At 45.6% G+C, this 21,205-nt stretch carries 19 protein-coding genes; 5 read left to right on the top strand and 14 right to left on the bottom strand.

Going from position 1 to position 21,205, the window contains the following annotated elements:
- Nucleotides 1–799: 799 nt before the first annotated feature.
- Together R7E51_RS15170 and R7E51_RS15165 are read right to left on the bottom strand one after the other, a co-directional pair.
- Nucleotides 800–1,828 carry a methionine synthase gene (locus R7E51_RS15170; RefSeq protein ID WP_025767249.1) on the bottom strand — a complete coding sequence of 343 codons (1,029 nt, stop codon included), beginning with the start codon at nt 1,826–1,828 and terminating at the stop codon, nt 800–802.
- A gap of 30 nt (nt 1,829–1,858) precedes the next feature.
- Nucleotides 1,859–2,833, bottom strand: coding sequence for a DUF1852 domain-containing protein (locus tag R7E51_RS15165; protein WP_025767248.1), 975 nt, complete (start codon nt 2,831–2,833; stop codon nt 1,859–1,861).
- 1,099 nt (nt 2,834–3,932) lie between these two features.
- Between R7E51_RS15165 and R7E51_RS15160 the strand changes: the two genes are divergently transcribed.
- On the top strand, nt 3,933–4,850 hold the full coding sequence (locus R7E51_RS15160; RefSeq protein WP_005376731.1) for a leukocidin family pore-forming toxin: 918 nt from the start codon (nt 3,933–3,935) through the stop codon (nt 4,848–4,850).
- A gap of 75 nt (nt 4,851–4,925) precedes the next feature.
- Entirely contained in the window at nt 4,926–5,609 is a 684-nt protein-coding gene (locus R7E51_RS15155; protein WP_017821637.1) for a topoisomerase I, read from the top strand.
- Nucleotides 5,610–5,674: 65 nt separating this feature from the next.
- Here the strand turns inward: R7E51_RS15155 and R7E51_RS15150 are convergent, their stop codons facing one another.
- The 7 genes from R7E51_RS15150 to R7E51_RS15120 form a co-directional block, all read right to left on the bottom strand.
- Nucleotides 5,675–6,379 (bottom strand): ABC transporter ATP-binding protein, encoded by a 705-nt coding sequence (locus tag R7E51_RS15150; protein ID WP_206957914.1) that lies wholly within the window; start codon nt 6,377–6,379, stop codon nt 5,675–5,677.
- A gap of 22 nt (nt 6,380–6,401) precedes the next feature.
- Nucleotides 6,402–7,685: an ABC transporter permease gene (locus R7E51_RS15145; protein WP_017821639.1), complete on the bottom strand. Its 1,284-nt coding sequence runs from the start codon at nt 7,683–7,685 to the stop codon at nt 6,402–6,404.
- A gap of 2 nt (nt 7,686–7,687) precedes the next feature.
- Nucleotides 7,688–8,902 carry an ABC transporter permease gene (locus R7E51_RS15140; RefSeq protein WP_017821640.1) on the bottom strand — a complete coding sequence of 405 codons (1,215 nt, stop codon included), beginning with the start codon at nt 8,900–8,902 and terminating at the stop codon, nt 7,688–7,690.
- The gene (locus R7E51_RS15135) at nt 8,899–10,170 is read right to left on the bottom strand and encodes a TolC family protein (protein ID WP_017448389.1); all 1,272 of its coding nucleotides are present in this window, start codon (nt 10,168–10,170) and stop codon (nt 8,899–8,901) included. Before R7E51_RS15135 ends, R7E51_RS15140 begins: the two co-directional genes overlap by 4 nt.
- Nucleotides 10,163–11,296 (bottom strand): efflux RND transporter periplasmic adaptor subunit, encoded by a 1,134-nt coding sequence (locus R7E51_RS15130; protein ID WP_005376722.1) that lies wholly within the window; start codon nt 11,294–11,296, stop codon nt 10,163–10,165. Before R7E51_RS15130 ends, R7E51_RS15135 begins: the two co-directional genes overlap by 8 nt.
- Nucleotides 11,297–11,523: 227 nt before the next feature.
- The gene (locus R7E51_RS15125) at nt 11,524–11,958 is read right to left on the bottom strand and encodes a hypothetical protein (protein ID WP_025767246.1); all 435 of its coding nucleotides are present in this window, start codon (nt 11,956–11,958) and stop codon (nt 11,524–11,526) included.
- Nucleotides 11,959–11,960: 2 nt separating this feature from the next.
- Nucleotides 11,961–12,773, bottom strand: coding sequence for a TIGR02594 family protein (locus R7E51_RS15120; RefSeq protein WP_017821644.1), 813 nt, complete (start codon nt 12,771–12,773; stop codon nt 11,961–11,963).
- Nucleotides 12,774–13,197: 424 nt separating this feature from the next.
- Between R7E51_RS15120 and R7E51_RS15115 the strand changes: the two genes are divergently transcribed.
- On the top strand, nt 13,198–13,419 hold the full coding sequence (locus tag R7E51_RS15115; RefSeq protein ID WP_025767245.1) for a hypothetical protein: 222 nt from the start codon (nt 13,198–13,200) through the stop codon (nt 13,417–13,419).
- Nucleotides 13,420–13,468: 49 nt separating this feature from the next.
- Here the strand turns inward: R7E51_RS15115 and R7E51_RS15110 are convergent, their stop codons facing one another.
- From R7E51_RS15110 to R7E51_RS15090, 5 genes are all read right to left on the bottom strand, one after another.
- Complete coding sequence (locus R7E51_RS15110) at nt 13,469–13,984, bottom strand: protein disulfide oxidoreductase (RefSeq protein ID WP_025767244.1); 516 nt, start codon at nt 13,982–13,984, stop codon at nt 13,469–13,471.
- The gene (locus R7E51_RS15105; protein ID WP_025767243.1) at nt 13,981–16,092 is read right to left on the bottom strand and encodes a protein-disulfide reductase DsbD family protein; all 2,112 of its coding nucleotides are present in this window, start codon (nt 16,090–16,092) and stop codon (nt 13,981–13,983) included. Before R7E51_RS15105 ends, R7E51_RS15110 begins: the two co-directional genes overlap by 4 nt.
- Before the next feature lie 64 nt (nt 16,093–16,156).
- Nucleotides 16,157–16,555 carry a hypothetical protein gene (locus R7E51_RS15100; protein ID WP_025767242.1) on the bottom strand — a complete coding sequence of 133 codons (399 nt, stop codon included), beginning with the start codon at nt 16,553–16,555 and terminating at the stop codon, nt 16,157–16,159.
- A gap of 102 nt (nt 16,556–16,657) precedes the next feature.
- Complete coding sequence (locus R7E51_RS15095) at nt 16,658–17,260, bottom strand: response regulator transcription factor (RefSeq protein WP_025767241.1); 603 nt, start codon at nt 17,258–17,260, stop codon at nt 16,658–16,660.
- Between the two features lie 25 nt (nt 17,261–17,285).
- On the bottom strand, nt 17,286–19,121 hold the full coding sequence (locus R7E51_RS15090; RefSeq protein ID WP_206957915.1) for a sensor histidine kinase: 1,836 nt from the start codon (nt 19,119–19,121) through the stop codon (nt 17,286–17,288).
- Nucleotides 19,122–19,301: 180 nt separating this feature from the next.
- Between R7E51_RS15090 and dsrO the strand changes: the two genes are divergently transcribed.
- Nucleotides 19,302–20,069 carry a sulfate reduction electron transfer complex DsrMKJOP subunit DsrO gene (gene dsrO / locus R7E51_RS15085; RefSeq protein ID WP_017821650.1) on the top strand — a complete coding sequence of 256 codons (768 nt, stop codon included), beginning with the start codon at nt 19,302–19,304 and terminating at the stop codon, nt 20,067–20,069.
- Nucleotides 20,066–21,196 carry an NrfD/PsrC family molybdoenzyme membrane anchor subunit gene (nrfD, locus tag R7E51_RS15080; protein WP_206957916.1) on the top strand — a complete coding sequence of 377 codons (1,131 nt, stop codon included), beginning with the start codon at nt 20,066–20,068 and terminating at the stop codon, nt 21,194–21,196. Before dsrO ends, nrfD begins: the two co-directional genes overlap by 4 nt.
- Nucleotides 21,197–21,205 lie beyond the last annotated feature (9 nt).

The raw sequence follows: 21,205 nt of genomic DNA, 5'->3' as shown, positions 1-21,205 counted from the left end.
TGAAACTGCTCTAATAACTAGGGTTGTGGCGAGCAATATATCTTCCAACATCCGTCATCCTGAACAGCGAGGGACGAAGTGATTCAGAATCTACTAATCACGTGCTTTGAAGTGCGAAAGTTCTCGTCATTTACCAGCGAGCTGTTATCAGATTCCTAGTCTCGTTTAAACTCGCTGGAATGACGCTATCTTGAAACTGCTCTAATAACTAGGGTTGTGGCGAGCAATATATCTTCCAACATCCGTCATCCTGAACAGCGAGGGACGAGCGTGATTCAGGAGCTACCCACCGGGTGCTTTGAGGTTCGTAGACTATCGCTATTTCCCAGCGAGTTGTAATCAGATTCCTAGTCTCGTCTAGACTCGCTGGAATGACGCTATCTTGAAACTGCTCTAATACCTAGGGTTGTGGCGAGCAATGCATTTTCCAACATCCGTCATCCTGAACAGCGAGGGACGAGCGTGATTCAGGAGCTACCCACCGAGTGCTTTGAAGTGCGAAAGTTATCGTCATTTCCTAGCGAGCAGTAACCCGATTCCTAGTCTCACTTAAACTCGCTGGAATGACGTTATCTTGAAACTGCTCTAATATCTAGGGGTGTGGCGAGCAATATATCTTCCAACATCCGTCATCCTGAACAGCGAGGGACGAGCGTGGTTCAGGATCTACTCACCGACTGCTTTGAAGTGCGAAAGTTATCGTCATTTCCTAGCGAGCTGTAACCCGATTCCTAGTCTCACTTAAACTCGCTGGAATGACCCTAATTTTAGTTCATGGTGCGGAGCCTAAGTATTAACATCAACCCACCAACTCTTTACGAATGATCTCCGCACCCGCACTTAACGCATTGAGCTTAGCGGTCGATACTTCACGAGACAAAGGTGCCATACCGCAGTTGGTACATGGGTAAAGCTTGTCGGCATCAACGTACTTCAACGCCTCTCGCAATGTGTTCGCTACTTCTTCTGGCGTTTCAATTTCGTTGGTAGCAACGTCAATCGCACCAACCATCACCTTCTTACCGCGAATCAACTCAAGCAACTCAATAGGCACTCGCGAGTTATGACACTCAAGCGAGATAATATCAATATTAGACTTCTGCAGCTTCGGGAATACTTCTTCGTATTGTCGCCATTCAGTGCCTAGCGTTTGCTTCCAATCCGTGTTCGCTTTGATGCCGTAGCCATAGCAGATGTGCACTGCAGTTTCACATTTCAGCCCTTCAATCGCACGCTCTAAACATGCAATGCCCCACTCGTTCACATCATCGAAGAACACATTGAACGCAGGTTCATCGAATTGAATAATGTCGACACCTGCCGCTTCAAGCTCTTTCGCTTCTTGGTTGAGGATTTTTGCAAATTCCCAAGCCAGCTTTTCACGGCTACCGTAATGATCATCATAAAGTGTGTCGATCATCGTCATAGGGCCTGGCAGGGCCCACTTGATAGGTTGCTTAGTTTGCTGACGCAAGAACTTGGCATCTTCAACAAACACGGGCTTTGTGCGGCTTACTGGGCCAACCACCGTAGGAACACTTGCTTCATAACGGTTGCGAATGGTCACCGTTTTACGGTTTTCAAAATCTACGCCGCTTAAATGCTCAATAAAGGTCGTCACAAAATGTTGCCGAGTTTGCTCTCCATCACTGACGATATCAACGCCTGCCAATTCTTGCTCTTGCAAAGCGACGCGTAGCGCATCGCGTTTGCCATCAATCAGTTCTTCACCTTGCAGTTTCCACGGTGACCAAAGTTTTTCTGGTTCGGCCAGCCAAGAAGGTTTCGGTAAGCTGCCAGCCGTTGAAGTCGGTAATAGTGTTTTCATCGTCATTCCTTTCTAGATTCTCGTTATCGATTACGCGTAGCTTGCAGACCATTGTTCAAGCACAGATTGATAGGGTTTGATGAAATGCTCCTCGGCAAATTTCCCTTGTTCAACTGCCAGTTGGCTGCGCTCTTCTCGGTCGTAAACGATTTGAGTTAGCGAGTGGTCTAGGTTTTTTAGGTTTGGCTGGTAGCAATTACCGGCAACCGCGTTGGCATTGTAAATCTCAGGTCGGTAAATCTTCTGGAATGTCTCCATCGTGCTAATCGTGCTGATAAGCTCTAGGTTTGAATAATCGTTCAACAAGTCACCGAAGAAGTAGAATGCCAACGGTGCAACGCTGTTTGGCGGCATAAAGTAGCGCACCTGTAAGCCCATCTTCTTGAAGTACTGCTCCGTCAACGAAGATTCGTTCGGCTGATATTCAAAGCCCAAAACAGGATGTTGGTTTTCGGTGCGTCGGTATACCTTGTTGTCCGATACACTCAGACAAATCACCGGCAGCTTTTTGAAATGCTGTTTGTAAGACTCAGAATTAACGAAAGCTTTGAACAGTTTGCCATGCAAATCACCGAAGTTCGCTGGGATGCTGAACTGTGGCTGGTTTTTGTTGTGGTCCAACAGCAAAACGCTAAAGTCGTAATCACGCACGTATGAAGAGAAGTTGTTGCCCACTATGCCTTCAATGCGCTCGTTAGTGTTGTGGTCAACAATGTTGGTTTTGAGCACTTCAATCGATGGGAAGGCTTCTCCACTACCTTGGATATCCATATCAACGGAGATGATTTCAAGTTCAACGGAGTAGCGGTCACCTTGCGCGTTATCCCAATATGCCAACGCATTAAAACGATTGTCGATCATTCGGAGCGCATTGCGCAGATTCTCTCGGCGGTAGTTTCCGCGAGCCAGATTAGCAAAGTTGGTAGTGATTCGCGTGTTGTCTGATGGTTGGTAATTCTCATCAAAGCGAATGCTTTTGATAGCAAATGTGAAATCGTTATTCATCGTGAGTTGGTATCCTATTTCCTTAGATAAAGCAGACTTTTCCTAACTCTGTGCATGGGGACATTTTTTGTTTTTTGGTTTTCCCAATCGTTAGGTTGCGCAGCGTTCACGACGAACAGTTCGTACTAAAAACGGTGGTCGCAGTGCCTAACACCAGAGCAGTCCGTTTTTTATACTTGCTTCACGAGTTGAGTAATATTGGTATTGTTTCACATTGAACATGAAGGAAATTCATAGTGGCAGTTCCAACCCTGAGAGAGCTATCGTAGATACTGTTTTTCATTGACACCAATACACGTAACTTGGCGAGCATATTGCCAATATGTGTAATTAAGAAACTGATAAGGGATTAGCAGTACGTAAACCAGTTTTAAGCCGAGAAAACGCATTGTATAAACAAGACGCCAACTGGAATATAGGACAGCGTAACTTAAATAGCACTTTTCACACTCCATCGTTTATTCAAGCATTCGTTTAATTAGAAGTACGTTACATTTTATATTCTCGAAACATGATTATTTAATAATCTTATTTATTTCTTTTTCTATCTTTACCATCTTAAACGTAAAGTTTAATTTCCTGCTGTAAAAGCACATATAACTTCATACACGAACATGGCAACTTCATTGACGGACTTTATCACCAAACTATTACATTAAGCTCTAAAAAATAATAACAAAAGACACAAACCACTGTTTTAATTTGAATTAAACCCATAAACCCGAGATAACCACATAACGATACTTTACTTAATTTGGTATAACAAAAACCCTAAAAATAACATGGCTAACATTTATAAAATTCACTTTTATCAATAAAAAAGCTCAATATAACATTAGAAAATTAAAATTAAGCAATAACTTAAAAAGACAAGACTTAATAACCAAATTCTTATTTATTATAGTTGAGTGGTGAATTTAAAAACTATGAGACATTAATCCCACGAATCTATCCTTTTTCTTTTTTTAATAAAAAACAAGATGCACTATTTCACCGCTCATTTATTGAGCTTGAATTTATAACCTGTCCATAATTATAAAGTGCCCATCAAGATGGTTTAAAACAAAAGTCTTTATGGGCTGACTAATAGGAAAAAATAATGGAAAAACAGCATCTTTCTGCGAGTATTATCGCACTCGCTTTACTTGGTTCTTTAGCACCAGCACATGCTGAAGATACATTGAAATCTTACACTTCGACGTTGCTTCAGCTTGATGATGGTGATGCACGCTCGAAAAAAATCCGCTTAATTTATTCTTTAGAAAATGTCTGGAACCAATCTTTGCTACCAAATGGCGCTAAAGAAGCCAAGTTGATCCTAAATGGCGGTTCTGGCTTCGACATGACTAATGTTCCAAACAAAGAACAAATCTATGGTTTTGCCACTGGGGGAGATTACCGTTACACCGTTCCAACGGCTTTTAAGCTGGCACTGAGCTATTTAAATGGCGCCCCTTTACGCCACATGAGCCATGCTCCAGAAAACACCATTGCAACGGCATCTGTCAGTGAGTCGCTAGATTTTAACCTTGGATTCAGTGCTTCTACTTCTCCAAATATTAGTGGGGGAATCTCCTGGAGCAACCGTGTAACGTACGACCAGCCAGAGTTTCAAACGGTTGCCGATTTTAACCAAGCTAACGAAAGCATTAATTGGTTAATTGAAAACAAGACTATCCGCCATAATACGCCAGCTAAAGACTGGTTATTGTATCGTTGGACCAGTTGTGACATGGGTAATTTGATTGATTACAATGAGTTACCTGTCGTTATGCGTTCAGATTTTAAACCACAAGTCGGCGTCGTATATAGAAAAAATGACATTCAAGATGGCCTAGATACATCAGAGGTCAAGCTGGTTGCTGGTTGGCGAAAAACCAATTACTACTTTGGTCGCGACTGGTGTAGCTGGTATACCACACCAGAAAATACCTGGAAGAAAAATCGTGATAGCAGTCAATGGACAGAGACTAGCCGAGCCGTAACTATCTCTTGGAATGACGATCTCTACCACTAACTTATTAGCCTGCGGCCACGGAATAAATAAGTGGCCGCCGTATTTACTAATGAAATAAACGGTAAGACATGACACATGACAAGTAACAAAAAACTCTTGACTGGATCGGCGCTAGCACTTGGTGCAGTACTCGCCATATTTCTGATTAATTCAAATAACAAGAATGCCCAGACCGAACCTGTTGCAAGCCTTGACGAGCAAATCAAGACAGAAGACGCTGCGACAATAAGTGTAACGCCTCCTGAGAGCAATGCTGCTCAAAAGGTGGTTACCACTCCAACACCACAAAGTGGCAATGATGATACTTCCGACGTCATTCCAGCTACACCTTGGATATCTGCCCCATTAAATGAACTGAGCAATGAACTGTACGATTTTATTGAAGCTGAACAGGTAAGTTACATCAGTACGACCGACTATCCATTCGACGAGCAAAAGCAAAAACAATTGCGAACATTAGCTAAGCAAGGGGTTCCTATCTTGTTTGACAATACGGAGTCATCCTATTTGGATAGCTACGGTGTCAGCGAAACCAAAGTCGTATCAGAGTATTTTGGTACGGCGTCTGAAGGTGATGTCATCATCGCTACCGGAGTACAGAATGCAGATGGCAGCATTCATTATCTAGTTTTGCCTTTGAAGAGCAACGATCTCAACGATAACAGTAAATTGATTGAGGACACTAAGCTCGCAATCACTCTACTTAAAGAACAAAAGCATGACTTGATAAAAGAGAGACAAAACGAACATCGCGAATAAAAGTAAAGGGAGATAGCCTCTGTATCGCTATTTCCCTTAAAACTCAGTTCTCAATTAAGAAAAGCTCATTTCTCCCTACTTACCGGCACCCTATCCGAAATCACCTTGCCGTCTTTGATGGTGATGATGCGTTTAGTGCGCTCTGCCAGAGCGTTATCGTGCGTCACGATGATCAGCGTTCTACCTTCGGCGTGGAGTTGGTTGAACAAGGCTTCAATCTCTGCGCCGGATTTTGAATCCAATGCACCCGTTGGTTCATCTGCTAAGATGATTTTCGGATCGTTGACCAAGGCTCTTGCAATCGCGACCCTCTGTTTTTGACCACCAGAAAGCTGGTTTGGTTTATGGTCTAAACGATCCCCTAGCCCGACTTGCTCTAGCAATTTAGCTGCGCGCTGGCGACGTTCTTTGGCTTTGATACCAGAGTAAACCAACGGCAGTGCCACGTTATCAAGCGCCGTCGCGTATTCCAATAAGTTAAAGCTTTGGAAGACAAATCCGATCTTTTGGTTACGAATGCCAGCCAGCTCATTCGCACTTAAACTTGCGACGTTTTGGCCGCCAAGTTGGTACTTGCCATCGGTGGGCTTGTCTAAACAGCCGAGCATGTTCATCAACGTTGATTTGCCTGAACCGGACGGGCCAAGAATCGAAAGAAACTCGCCTTGATTAATGGTTAAGTCAACGCCGTCTAGCGCGCGAACTTCCGCCTCCCCGCTTGAGTAGTATTTACAGATGTTGGTCAGCTCAACAAGCGGCTTGTTCGACATGTTCTTTCCAGAGTTATTGTTGTTATTCACTTTGTAGCGCCTCCAACGGGCTGACTTTTGCGGCTCGGTTTGCAGGTAACCATGCAGATGCCACACCAATGATCACTAAGGTGAGGATGACAATCGCGACAACGACCCACGACAACTCAGGGACAGGTTTACCCAGTTGTTCATAAAAGGCATTACCCTCTAAAGGAATGGAACTGATGGCAGACACCAGCGCGTACGTCACGCCTAAGCCAAGCGCGCCCCCCATCATCATTGTCAATAAAGACTGCACTAAATAGTGCATGCGAATGGCCGTTGGAGTTGCACCGACTGCCATGCGCACGCCGATATCACGCGTAGATCGCTTTACGGTGGCATACATCACATTGGCGATGCCAACGCCAGCAACAGCTAACGTCACGAAGCCGATAATGCCAAGAAAACTCTGCAAACCTATCAGGAACTGCTGCATACTCTTTTGCTTAAGGAACATATCATCGACTTGGACGATCTGCTCATCGCTGACACTTGCCCCGTGCTTACGGGCAATCACTTGCCTTATCGTCTTTGCTAAGGCTTCTCGGTCTACATTCGCTTGTGGCTGCACATTGATGCCACCAATTTCACCGTTGACATGAAATCGCTTCCACGTCGCTAACGGCACAAAGCTGGAATAGTTGATAAGATCCCCCAGCTCTATTTGAGCGCTGTTTTTCTCCAATACGCCCACAACGGTGAACTCCTCATTGCCGATTTTTACCTTTTTCCCCACAGGGTTGACTTGCAATGTGACTGTCGCAAACCAACTAAAGTCCTCATTCGGGTTGAATAAGTCGGCTGCCAGTTCATAACCCAGTACAACGACTTTGCGCGTCTCTTTTTGATCGAGTGGATTTAACCATCGCCCCCCCGCCATCGGCACCAAATTGGTCATGGATTGAAACTCGCTCGTGACCGCTAACGGCTCTTGCCACGAGCTTCTGTCACCAACGGTGATGCGCTCTTTCCACTTCGCCGTTGGCGCAACGCTTTTTACATCAGGTAACGCTCGAACGACCTCTGAATCGTCCATTTTTAGTGTCAGAAACTTACCTTGGTGAAAAGCACCGTGGTCGACGGTGGCCATCCCTCCGGTCAAATAAATCAAGTTGCCGTTACCATTTTGTGCGGTTTTCAATACGCCCTGACGAATACCCTCACCTACCGCCAACATAGCAGCGATACAAAGGGTCGCCCACGCTACTGCTAGAATGGTCAAACCCAGTCTCAGCTTTTCTGCGGCCATTTCTTGGAAAATTTGTCTCATCGGTAACAACATGACTAAGCCCTCGCACTCAAAGCAATGACTGGCGTGAGACGCGATGCTCGCCTTGCTGGGAAATACGACGCCATCAATGCCAAGATAAGCGTCACAAGTAAAGACCAAGCAATAGAATCTGGCGTGATCACAGGTAAACCAATCCATTCCGGTAATGCCATGCTGCTTAAGACAGATACCACGGCATACGAAAACATCAGACCTAATGCCGTGCCCACAGCTACCAAAATAAGCCCTTCAAGAATAAACTGACTGAGTATGGATTTTTGAGTCGCCCCGATCGCCAAACGCACACCGATTTCACGCGTGCGCTCCGTGACAGATAAAAACATGATGTTGGCAACGCCAAGCGCACCGACCGCCATGGTCATCGCGCCGCTCGCTCCAAGAAAAATCTGAATGCCACGCAAAATTCCACTGATGACCGCTGCACCTTCACTAAAATCGGGTAATTCGACCGCATCTTTATCACTTGGGTCAAAATGAAGCTGCTTGGCGAAAAAGTTCACGATATTTTGTCGAAACGACGGTGCATCCATCCCGTCTCTCGGCTTCATCAATATCATCCAAGGTTTCGCATCCCACAAATCGCGGTACGTTGTTTGAGGAATGAAAACCGTGCGGCTATCGCCGAATGAAATGCCAGTGTCCTCACCAACGGTTATCCCAATCACCAAAAACGGAATGCCGTTGACTTTGAGCCTATCCCCGATTTGGATTCCACCCATTTGCGCAATTTGATCGCCTAACACCGCCACGCGAGTGTGGTTGTCCATATCACTTGGTGACAGGTTTCTCGAACCGGGTTGCAGCTTGCGTTGCATTAAAGGAAAGTAAGACGTATCAATACCGCTGACCGTACTCGATAAATTCTGTCCTTTGAGATTGGTGATATTCGCATCCCATTTGGCGTAAACGCTTGACGCCTGTTGCACGAAGCCCGACTGTTTGATCATGTCGACTTTTTCTTGTGGTATATCAATTTGGCGTCTTGAAGGTAACCCTTGCCACGGTTTACTGGTACTCGACGGAAACACCACTTGCACATTGTTGATCATAAATGAAAACGACTGGGTCTGATGGCGATAAAAGCCTTCGCCAAGTGCGATTAACACCACCACAGAGATCACGCCCCAAGCAATCGCGATAATGGCTAGCACGCTCTTCATGCGGTGCGCCATCAACGTTTGCCAAGTTTGTTGCAATAGACTGCTCATGAATGAAAAGCTCGAGAGATCAACGCCATGGTATCGTCATCGAGTTTCCCTGCGGTTTGCAGTAAGCCGATTCTCTTACGCCAGTAGCTGTACAAGTTGGTTTGCAGACTGTTTTTCGCCTCAAACAAGCTGTTGTGTGCACTGATAACTTCCGACACTTCAAGCAGACCAGCGTCGTAAAGTTTCTCTTTGCTTTGCAACACTCTGGCGCGCGACTCAACCAGCTCGTTCGCTATCAAAACTTGATTCCAGTTGATATCGACCTGAGTAAACTGCTGAATAACTCGTTTCTGAATATCAATTTCCACTCTACGCATATCTTGCTTGGCGCTTAAAATGTTCAACGATGCTTCGTCCACTTTCGCTCGCACTGCACCATTGAGGTCAATCGGCAAACTCAAACTAATCCCAGCGTTAAACTCGCCGTTTGAACGATTGTCACCATCGCTGTAGCCCACACTGCCTTTGACGGTCGGGTAGTATCCACCTTTAGCTGAATCTTTCGCGAACTCGCTCGCTTTCACCATCTGCGCCGCCACCAACAGCTCTGGACTGCTGTCTTTCGCCAGTTTTAGCCATTGCTCCTGAGAGTCCACCAGCATCGGCGGCTGAATCAAAGAATCCGTTCGAATTTGGTCGACACTCTCCGGCATTTGATTGATTAACGCCGCAAGCTCTGCTTTTTTCACTTCGAGATCGGCTTTTGCATTGAGGATACTTGCTTGCTCAGAGACTTGATTCGCTCGCATCTCTTCAACATCAACCGACTTCACTTTGCCTGCTCGATAGCGTTTCTCAATGATGTTGAGAAGTTCCTTCCCCTCCTCCAGCTTGGACTGCGCCAATTTGAGGTCGCCCTGTGCGCTTGCCACATCTAGGTAAGCGGTGAGCAACTTCTGCGCAAGCTCGTTATGCGATTGAGATAGCTCTAACTGTGCTTTGAGATAATTGGCATTCGCTTGATCCAGTTCCGACCACAAACTGCTATCCCAAATAGTTTGAGATAAGGTCGCGCCGTAACTGTTCGAATGGCTTGAGGACTCATTCCAATCCGCTGACGCACTGGCACTTAAACCCGGCAATAACGCACTGCGGCTACTCTGTACGCCAACCTCGCCAAGCTGGACACCGATTTTCGCTTTTTCGTAATTAGGATCGTTCTGCTTTGCTTGTTGCCAAGCTTGTTCAATAGAAATTGCGTAGGTCGGCAAACTGAGCGTGGCAGCCAACAATGCAAAGGCGATTGTTGATCGTTGCAGCTTAACCATGCGCCGCTCCCATCATGCTGTTGTCGATAACCTCTTCATCAAGCTCCACGCCGTCAAGCACTTCGACATTGATGCCATCTGACAGACCGAGTTTCACAGGTTGTTTATGAAACCCTTGTTCTGAGCTGTCGGGGATCAGAACATTCGGTGCGTCACCATCAAATTGCAGAGCGCGCTCCGGTAGAGTGAGCACGTTTTCAGACTTCTTCAGAATGATTTGAGCCGTCGATGAAAAACCAGAACGAAGCAACACATCTTGTGGGATCTTGAGTTCTCCCACTTCAACCTCAAAACCGTTATCAAAACTTTTTGCCGAAGCATTGCCCTCTGGTGAGTTAAGGTTCTCAGATTGAATCGCCACTTTGGTTAGCACACCAGAAATCGCCACATCAGGATAAGGCGCAACCGTCAACATAACGGGCATTCCCGGAGACAACTGCGCAGCATCATGCTCACTGACGCTACCTTTAAAAATCAGACTGTTCATGTCGGCCAATGACATCATTTCAGTCGCGGCTTGGCTTGATTGAGTCGAGATGATCGGCTCTCCGACCTCTACTTTCTGGTTGAGTACTGTGCCATCAATTGGCGCGTAGATCGTCGACGTTAAACGCGCATCTCCGATCGACGCCTCACCACTGCGGATGAGTTCGAGATTCTGGCGCTTTTGCAATACGTCCGCTTGCGCAGATTTGACTGCCGAGCGCGCACTTACGTATTCGTCGTAGTTACTTGGAATAATGTCCTGCTTGACCAAGCTTTCTAAGTTGGACAGTTTTTGTTTGGCGGATTCCAGATCGGCTTCGCTACGCATGAGTTCTGCCGATGCATCCGTTAATGCTTGGGGTGTTGGGTTTGGACGCACTTTGATCAGCGGCTGGCCTTGCTTCACCTTTTCACCAACTTTCGCGTAAATTTCACCGACGATACCGTCGATTTGTGACTTGATAGACACAGAGTGTGCAGGGACAATTTTACCAACAGCCACCGCTTGTTTTTCAATCGTGCCTTTTTCCACAATCAATGTAGGCAGCAATTCTGGTTGAGCAGCAGATTGGAGATAGAAATACGTACCACCGCCGAGCAGCGCGATGCTCACAGCGGAGACAAGCCAACGTTTCGTCATTATTTATTCCAACAATTATTGGGTAGTCTAATGACTACTCCTAAAACACAAAGTTGAAGGAATAATATCCTGCTTTAATAGCGGTTTGGTTGTCACAGTTGGTATGGTTTTGTCAGTCGCCTCTGACAATCAAAGACTAAAAAATCTCGACGAATCATTCAGCAAAGACGCTGTCTACGATGGCAACTAACATGCTCTGTAACCGCTCATTTCAACCGCTATCAATTTCATTCTGAACAATGTGCAAAATGGCGCTGTTCTGTATCCAAGTGAGCAGCTGTTTCTTGAGCGTTTAGCATGTTCTCTTGATTAGCCCCAAACTCAGCCCCCGTTCCAGGCCAATAATATGTATCTTTATCACGACATAGTGTGAGAATGACAGGATCATTGTGTATATTGGGCTCATCTCCTAGCTCGCCATACATACTGAAAGTAATCTCAGGCCCAACGTCTCCACGAAGTTTCTGAATCACTTCTGCTTGAACTTTAAAGAGAACATCTTCCTCGTGTTCAGCAAACTTTTCAAAACCTGTAATTTTCACCACTGCAGAATAGGGCGTTTGAAATATCGCATCTTTGAGTACCTCATTCTGAGAGTACACTCCCTGTGAAGCACAAGCTGACAAGCTCACACAGCCTAGCAAACTTATAAATTTCTTCATATTTAACTTTCCGTTCCTGCTAAGGCAGAGCCTTTTGTATATACAGGTAAAGTGCCTTTTGTTTCATCGTAGTTACTCGGTACTACGAACTTGTCCCAGACATCAATAGAGTACTTTGCTATATTGACTTGGTTGCTTTGGTTTCCTCCTAACATGTACAAATGCCTACCATCAGGGCTCTTTCCCACGACAAAAGCAACATGCCCACCACCTTTTCTCGATTTAATCCCTAGAGCTCCATGTATAGGTTCTGAGATGTTTTTACCAAAACCCTTCCACTCCTTTGCTCGATAAGCTTCTTTTACTGGAGTGATTCCGTGTTGTTTAAAAACCCAAGCGGCAAACGAACCACACCAAGCATTTTGACCTCCAGAGTCATCAGTGCCCCAGAACTTAGATGCTGTAAAATACTCTAAAATCCTTGGATTGGCCTTAGTGCCTGAAACTTCTTTTTGTCCAATTTCTCCCAACGCTGTTTTCATCCAAGGTACTTTGGTTACTAGTTTTTGAGCATCATGAGGATCATTTTTCACTGAGCTATAGGATGGTAATCCATTGAGCTTACGATGAGTTCTACCATTTACATCGATCCGACCATCTGGCTTTACCATATAAAGTAGCTTACGCTGACACACTTTTATTGCCTCTACTGTTTTCGACAAATGAGGACTCCGCCCTAACGAGCCATCAACAACCAACAGTCGGGTAAAACCTATTCTCTTTTGGTTATCATTTAAAAATTGTTGAACTGCTTTAACATCATTTTTCGAATTAGTGCCATTTATACCAACAGAGCCACGGATTTTTAATCCCATTCTCGTTACCTTTATAACTAATCATATAATTAAGAAAGTACGCTTTAGCGTGACAACAATAAAGATAAAATGTTGTTTTATACGATTAGCCATACGAGGGAAATTAGGTGTTGAAAATATAGATTACAAATAAACTCAGCTCATATCACTAAAAACACCTATTTATCATCTTTTGGTCACGCTTCAAAGCAGGACAGCCAGATGTTTTAAACCATGCGTATTAATAGAAGAAAAAATGTTTATAAATGAACACTTAAATTAACATAGTAAAACTATCAATTACTATTTTAAATTTAAATAACACTTCCTTTTTAAGGTCACTCTATAATTAAATTTATCAAACTTTAATTTTTATTAAATTGAGCTTTAATTTATTAATCTGACTATTTAACTAATTTCATTTCAGTTAATTGTACTTTTTGGCATGTTAGCGGGTGATGGCGGCGCCAATAACACCGACCCATTTTCAGAAGGAATAACGGACGATAACCAATGGATTGTGGAAGAACCACACATGATGATTATTACCCTAGACCAAGTGTTGCTCGACTATCTACCCATCGGTTCAAGTTATGATGGCCCATACGTGATGTGGAATGGTATGCCATACGCACACATTATTATTCCCGTTAGAGCGAGAAAATAAAAAGAAAAAATCCGATACTCTATATTTTGAATATCGGATTTTTATTGCGTTATCGAGCTAACCAAATTCTCGTTAATATTCCTATCGGAGTAGTAACGCCAGTTGTGACGGAGGAAATTTCACCATTTCTTAAAACATAAATGGTTGGGGTCACGCTAATTTTCCATTCGCGCATAATATCGCTTGAAGGATCGTTTATGTTTTCGAAACGATATTCTTTTGCCCTCATAAACTGCGCCACACGCTCATTCGGTCCCGACGATCCAGAAACGCCAACTACGGTGTAGTCATCACTCAGCCAACTCACGCTTGGGCTTACAAATTTACAAGCGGGACACCAAGTCGCCCAAAAATAAACAACGACAGGTTGTTCATAACTTTGCGCGATTGCATCGAAGTGTTCGCCATCGCTCAAGACTGAGCTCAATGGTGGTGACTCCTGTTTAGGAATATCTTTAGTGCGATACCAATCCATCGCGATGGAAATGACGGTGACAATGAGCACCATCTGTACGATTTGAACGAGCCAATATCGGAATGTTCTACGCCGCTTTGTCGAACTCATTGAATAGCTCCCCCACTCGCTTGCTTCACCGCACTTAAAACAACATCATCAGTCAGAATCACAGGTAACGGGATACCTTGCGGCGCTGCCGGGCCATAGACGATGTTAAACGGCACACCGTAACGCCCATGAGCTCGTAAAAAGTCAGTTACCGAGCCGTCCGGATGTGTCCAATCCCCTTTTAACGTCGCTACATTAGGGCTTTGCAGCAATGAGTAGACAGGATCTTGCCAGATCACACCGATCTTGTTCGCTTTACACGTGACACACCAATCCGCAGTGACATCCACAAACACCACTCGCCCATTATTGACGTGATCTTCAATCGCCGAGTTAGAAAGCTTCTGCCACGCTAAGTCCTCAGGAAGCGGTGTCGCCCATTGGTCGGCAGTGACACTACCAAGTAACAGGCCACCAGCTATCAACACTAATGACGCAGTTCCGGATACAGCAAGCGCTTTCTCGCCATACACTTTCTTAACTCTTGCCATCATTACAACAAAAGCAACCACAGCGATGAGTGCAATCCATAACATAGGTACATGATTTGCCATTAATGAAAGTAGCCAAACGCTGGTTGCCAGCATCATTATGCCAAACGCTATTTTAACGACATTCATCCACGAGCCAGGCTTTGGTAGTTTCAGCGCGATATTTGGAAACACAGCGACTAAGAGCCAAGGCAGTGCCATACCCAATGCTAATGCTGTAAAGGTTGCAAATAACGTTAATACGTCGGCACCCAAGGCAAACGCCACGGCCGTTCCTAGAAAAGGCGCGGAGCAAGGCGTCGCAAGCAATGTGGCAAACATACCTTGAACATAGTGACCAACTAGGGAGTTATCACCTTTCGAGGCCAGCCATGTATTGGTACCCGATGATAGACGGACTTCAAACAGCCCCAGCATATTGGCCCCAAACAAAGTGGTGACCAACACCATCAAACCTAAGAACCAAGGGCTTTGAAATTGCACGCCCCAGCCAATGGCATTACCTGTTAGCTTAAGCACCAAAATAAAACCAGCGAGAATCCAGAACGACGTTAATATACCAAGTGACGAGGCAACAAACTGAGCGCGAATTTGACGACGCTCGATACCTTGAGCGGCAACAATACTACTTAGCTTCATCCCCAAAACCGGAAGAACGCAAGGCATAATGTTAAGAATTAAACCGCCGAGCAACGCGAATAGAAAAACACTCGTTAGAGACGTGCTCGGCAACGGTTCAACTATTGCCTCAGCAGTTGCTTGAGTGGTTTCTTCTGCTAGTAAATTGGTGTCTTTGATGGTCACAAACAGCGACTGACCATCTAACTCCACATCGCCCAGCCAAGTATCAACGATATAGCTCGCGGTGACGATGTTTCCTTCTTGATACATTCCTTCAAGCTTGAAGCTATAGTCTCGCGTTGCTTCATCGACACCATCCACCAGCACTTGTGGTTGTTGCCAACCCTGACTGTTCTGTAGCTTGATTTGTAGTTTCGATTGGTTCGCATCCCAACTCGCCTGAGTAACATCAATAAACAGCGATGGCTGCGGCACGTTACTCACTGCTTGAGCGTAACTGAACATCACGCCTTCATCGACTGTTAGATCAGAAGGCAAGAACGTCAATTGAATTTGATAGTCGGTCAGCACACAAATCGTCGTACAAGAAGAAAGTGTCAGTACCGCATCAATCGTGACAGGTCTGGACATGTCTTCGACGTGCAGCGTCATGGGGAACAAAGTATCGCCTTTATACCCAAGAGTCTCGATACCTAACAGTTCGAATTTTTGTGGGTGCGGCCATTGCCAATCCACTTTGGATAAATTTTGTGAATTTTGCCAATCAATAGATGGTGCTACGCCGCCCTCACCAGGTGAACGCCAGTAAGTTTTCCAGTCTCCGGTTAACTTGACATCCAAATAACCTGTAAGTGTTTTGGCTTGCGGATCTTGTTGACCAGTGAGCACAAAGCGCGTTTGCACTGGAGGATGTTGTGGGTTGGTTAGCCAACCTGTATCAGTAGTTTGAGCTGAAATACTCAGAGAGAGCAAACTCAAAGCAAGCGTCATAAAAAACATGAACGCAAACTGAGTCAGTTTAGTAATTTGATTCATAGTGATTCCTAGTTAAAAGACAAAGGTGCTAAATAACTGACGCTAGTGGTCAGAAAGCACGCTTTTATTCTCGGAACACACAGAAAGTCAGATGGACTCGATACTTACGGCCTATCGGTTCCGTCCAATGTTGCGCACCAATATAGGCACTGCACAACCAAATTGCCGAAGCAAAAAGACCGACAAACAGAACAACAATAAATACATCGAGTTGATGTTGAGAAAACTGAATTAACTTTTCAGACAATTCGCACTTGCTGGTTTCTTTAGTATCAATCGACTTGACGCTCGAACGCTCATCAGCAAGTGAAACCGCGGGCGATTCCGCCTCATATTTCATAGAGCATGACGATGCAAAGCCTGAATTTTGCATCAGACACACAACGACCACCCAGCCAATAATCGCCAGTAGCCATTTTGCCCGCTTATGTGGCGTGTGATGTCGTTTAGTCAACAAACTCATAAGAATTCAGATAAAGTAAGAACGAAGAAGATAATACGCGAGTCGTCATAAAGCTCAAGTTGTATCCTCTAAATAGCCTTAAGAGGCTTCACTCGGTAAGCTTTAATCTAGCTTGCCATAAATATATGCCAACTCTGCGACGGTTTTTGCCGAGAACTTCTTCAATAGATTAGCTCGGTGTACTTCAACCGTTCGCATTGCTATGCAAAGTTCGTCAGCAATACGAATGTTGCGCTTTCCTTCAATAATCAAACGTAAAATGTCTTTTTCTCTAGGTGTGAGCGATTCATAAGCCGATTTAGCTGCTGCCATATCGAGGTTTGTGGCAGACTGCGCCTGTCCCTGCAAAATGGCTCGTGCCAGTTCATCGCCTTTGACTGGTTTTTGGAAGAAATTGACCGCCCCAGCTTGCAATGCATCGACCGCCATCGGAACATCACCATGCCCTGTCAGATAAATAACGGCTAGCGGGCTGTTGGCTTGATTTAAAATTTGGTGCACTTGCTGGCCACGAAGGTTGGGCATTCGGCTATCAAGGATCACGCATCCGGCCTGATGAATGTTCACTTTATCGAGAAAAGATTGCCCATCAGCAAAAGTCGTCACGTTGAAGTCATGCTCTTCCAACATAAAAGCGAGCGAGTCACGCACCGATTCATCATCATCGACTACAAAAACAGGTAGCTGCTTTTCACCGCTGCTCATTGAGTGCTCCTATGCCTAGTTCAGATTAGTTTTGATATGGAAACACAAGCTCAACCAAACAACCATGTGGTGCTATCGAGCTGATGACAAACTCGCCACCATGCATTTCCATCACATCGCGACAAATGGCTAACCCTAGCCCAAGCCCTTCTTCTTTGCTACTCACAAACGCTTGAGTCGGATTCTCTTGCTGCAACCCTGTACCATTGTCTAACACTCGAATAGAGAGTTGACTGATTTGGTAATCGCAATGCAGGGCAATTTTACCTTGATAACCTGATGAGTGATATTTCTCTTGGAACAAAGTACACGCATCAATCGCGTTGCTGATCACATTAACTAAAACCTGTTGTACGCCAACTGCATCGACAAGTAACGGACGAATGTTCCCTTCTGTACTGGCCACAATAGAAATGTTTTGCTTCTGCATTCTAAAATGGAGCAACTCAATCGTGTCATCAATAAGTACTTGAAGATCACACGACGTTTTGTCGACACTGCGCTTACGAATCAACGTTCTTAATCGCTGAATAATTGCATCGGCTCTTTCAACTTGGCCCTGTATTTTCTCAAGCACAGGGACAATATCTTCATGTGGGCGTTTTTTGGCCAAGCGAAGTAAACCGCCTTCACTATAATTGCGAATGGCTGCCAATGGCTGATTGAGCTCATGGGCAAGACTGGTGCCGATTTCACCGACAATCGCGACTCTTTGTGAATGCTCTAACTGTTCACTTTTCTCTTTTAAACGTAACGATGTCTGCTCCAACGCTTGCTTGCTCTTGCTAAATCGATACTCAAGCCAAAAGTGGTAAGCGTTCAATACAATCACAAAAATGAACAGCGCCCACGCCCATTCCTGATGACTACGCAGCCAGCGCAATGCTTCTTGCCACCAAGGCTGCTGCAACGGATGGAGGTCTAGCGCCTGATAAAGTTTGTCGATGCTCAGCAAGCTGACGGGTGACGTCCAACCTGATGCGCCTGCCGCAATAACCGCAGGGTGTTCAGGTGGCATCGCTAACAATACTTGCGCAATCTGTTTGGCGATCTGAGCAGAGCCGCGCTCTGTTTTGGCAAATGACCAGTTTGGATATAACGGCGTAGAAACAGCGCACGAAGAATGTTCATTTGGCTGTTGATTTAGGACTCGAAAATCCCCTTGCTGTAACAGACCTTCATTTTGCATCTGTTCCAATAAACAAGCAGGGACGACAGCGGCTTCCACATTGCCATCACGCAATTGATACAGGTTGGCATCAATAGGAAAGCCGAGGTAACGGACATCAGCAAAGAAATCGTTAGGATTAAGACCCATTTCGACTATCTGGTAACGCAGCGTTAAGTAACCGCCAAAGGCTTTTTCTGATACAGCAGCAACGGGAAGCCCTGAGACATCTTGCAATGTTTGATAGCTTGAACTGGCTCGAACCACCAGCGCCGAACCAATTCCGTAGTTCGAATTTTGCGGCGCTCGGCTGGTTAGCGTTGCCATCCACGATAGCGCGTATTGCCTACCCAATCGCACTGCCTGACCTGGGTTAGTTAAGATGAAATCCATCGTCTGAAACTTCACCGCTTCGCCCATTTCATCCAAGTTAAGGGGATGAAGAACAAAATGCACATCAGAAATTTGCTGATTGAGCCAATCAATGGTCGGTTGCCATCTCTGCTCAGCATAAAGGTGACCACGTATCGCTAACACGCCCACTTCGACTTTCTGCTTGGCCTCTGGCTGCACTGCCTTTTGCTCTTGCATTTCTTGCAGATATTCTTGTTCAGAAACTGCGCCCTGAGCCAAAGATGCAAAGGCAACTAAGCAAAGAACCCAAAACTGAAGCAACCGTGGCGTTTTGTTCATGATGAGTAGAATCGTTCCTTCGAAAGTAATGGAGCAAGAATAACAGCTACCCTTGGTAAACCACATTTGTTTTAGATCAAGTTTGATCTGGGTATGTGGAAATCCACAATATAAGCCTCGCAGTGCATTTCTCACAATGGAATCAGTCAATTCAAATACAACAAAAAAAGCAGGTGAGTTATGGATTCCACCAAACGTCGCTTTCTCAGCGCGGTCACAGCCGGAGCCGCGTTAATTCCAGTCGCTGGCATTGGCACGGCAACTGCGGGAAACATTATTCGAAATAACCAGTCCGCTGACCGAAAAGGACAAGTCGGGAAGCGTTATGCCATGGTGATAGATTTGCGTAAATGTGTCGGATGCCAGGCTTGCACTGTGGGTTGCAGCATCGAGAACCAAGCGCCAATCGGTCAGTTCCGAACCACCGTAAAGCAATACGAAGTTACGTTAGATGATGGCTCTACAGCCACGCGAGAAGCAAAAGCCTTTATGCTACCGCGCCTGTGTAACCACTGCGACAACCCACCTTGCGTGGCAGTGTGTCCGGTTCAAGCAACCTTTCAGCGCAAAGATGGCATTGTCATGGTGGATAACAGCCGCTGCGTCGCCTGCGCGTACTGCGTACAAGCTTGCCCTTACGATGCTCGCTTTATCAATGAAGACACCCTCACCGCAGATAAATGTACCTTCTGTGCTCACCGTCTAGAACAAGGTCTATTGCCTGCCTGCGTGGAAACCTGTGTTGGCGGTGCACGTGTAATTGGTGATTTGAATGATCCATCAAGCGAAGTCCGCCGCTTAATTGCGAAGCACCAAGACGATATCAAAGTGCTAAAACCCAATGAAGGCACCAAGCCACACGTGTTTTACATCGGCATGGATGAACGCTTCACCAGCCACATCGACGGACAACCTGCTATTTACGACCCACAGGGAGAGCGCGCATGAACATCACCGAAGTGTTAGTCCAACCTCAAGCAATGGCTTGGCTCCCGTGGGCAGTGCAGTATTTCTTCTACATCGGCTCAGCTTATGCGGCTGCTGTTTTATTCCTAATCGCCCTATTATTTGAAAAACACACCAGTCACAGACTGCGCGCTGCGCTTGTTCTGACGCTGGCCATCGGCGCCATCGTGGGGCCATTAGCGTTAACTGGCGACCTTCACCAACCGGGACGCGCATGGCATTTCTACGCACACATCACTCCGTGGTCATGGATGTCTTTAGGGTCGCTTTTCTTGCCTGTTTTCTCAGGTTTAGCGGTAGTGACTGCATGGCTGTATCTCCGCGAGGATCTGATCAACTTACGTAATCAGCCAGGGAAAGTACTGCCTCTAATTTCAAAGCTGTCACTGGGTGACTGGGCGCTCTCTCGTAGAGTCATGCTTATGGTGTCTGCCATCACGGTGCTATCAGGCATCACCATTGCAGTCTACACAGGCGCTGAAATTGCGGTCGTTAAATCGCGCTCTTTATGGCACCAACCCGCGTCACCAATTCTTTGGTTTGTCACTGCATTTATGGGCGCTGTCGGATTTTCTCTGCTGATTTGGTTACTGCTGCCTAGTCAGTCAAAGACGCTGACATCTGGCGATACTAATTTACTGAAAAAATCAGTGGTTACCAGCGGTGTATTAACGCTGATACTGCTACCGATTTGGGCATCCAACAATTCCGCATTTTCGCTCTATTCTAGCGAACAATGGATGCACAACATTGCCCTGCTCACTTTTGTCGTTTTAGGTTGTGTTTTGCTCGCTTTCATCTTCTTGCGCGATACCAAAAAGTCCGCATCAGCCAGATTTCGTCACGTCATAGGGCTCAGTTTTGTGTCTGCTGCCGCACTGGAAAGTGCATGGCTGATTCGCTGGTTTACCATCATGGAAGTGCAAACCATCGCCAAGTTCGATGCAGGGCTGTATCCATACCAACTCACTATGGATGGAAATGGCTGGATAGGCATTATCGGCATGCTCGGATTATGGCTTGCACTGGCACTGCTCGGTTCGGAGCTGGTTCAGCCAAAACAAAAGATCGAAGTAAAAGCCTCATTACCCACCTTAACTGAACGCTAATCAAAGGGG

The sequence above is a fragment of the Vibrio sp. Vb1166 genome (genome assembly GCF_033338695.1).
In the GTDB taxonomy this organism is placed as follows: Bacteria; Pseudomonadota; Gammaproteobacteria; order Enterobacterales; family Vibrionaceae; genus Vibrio; species Vibrio alginolyticus.
The sequence above is the reverse complement of the archived record's forward strand: the minus strand, read 5'-3'. Positions and strand labels throughout refer to the sequence as shown.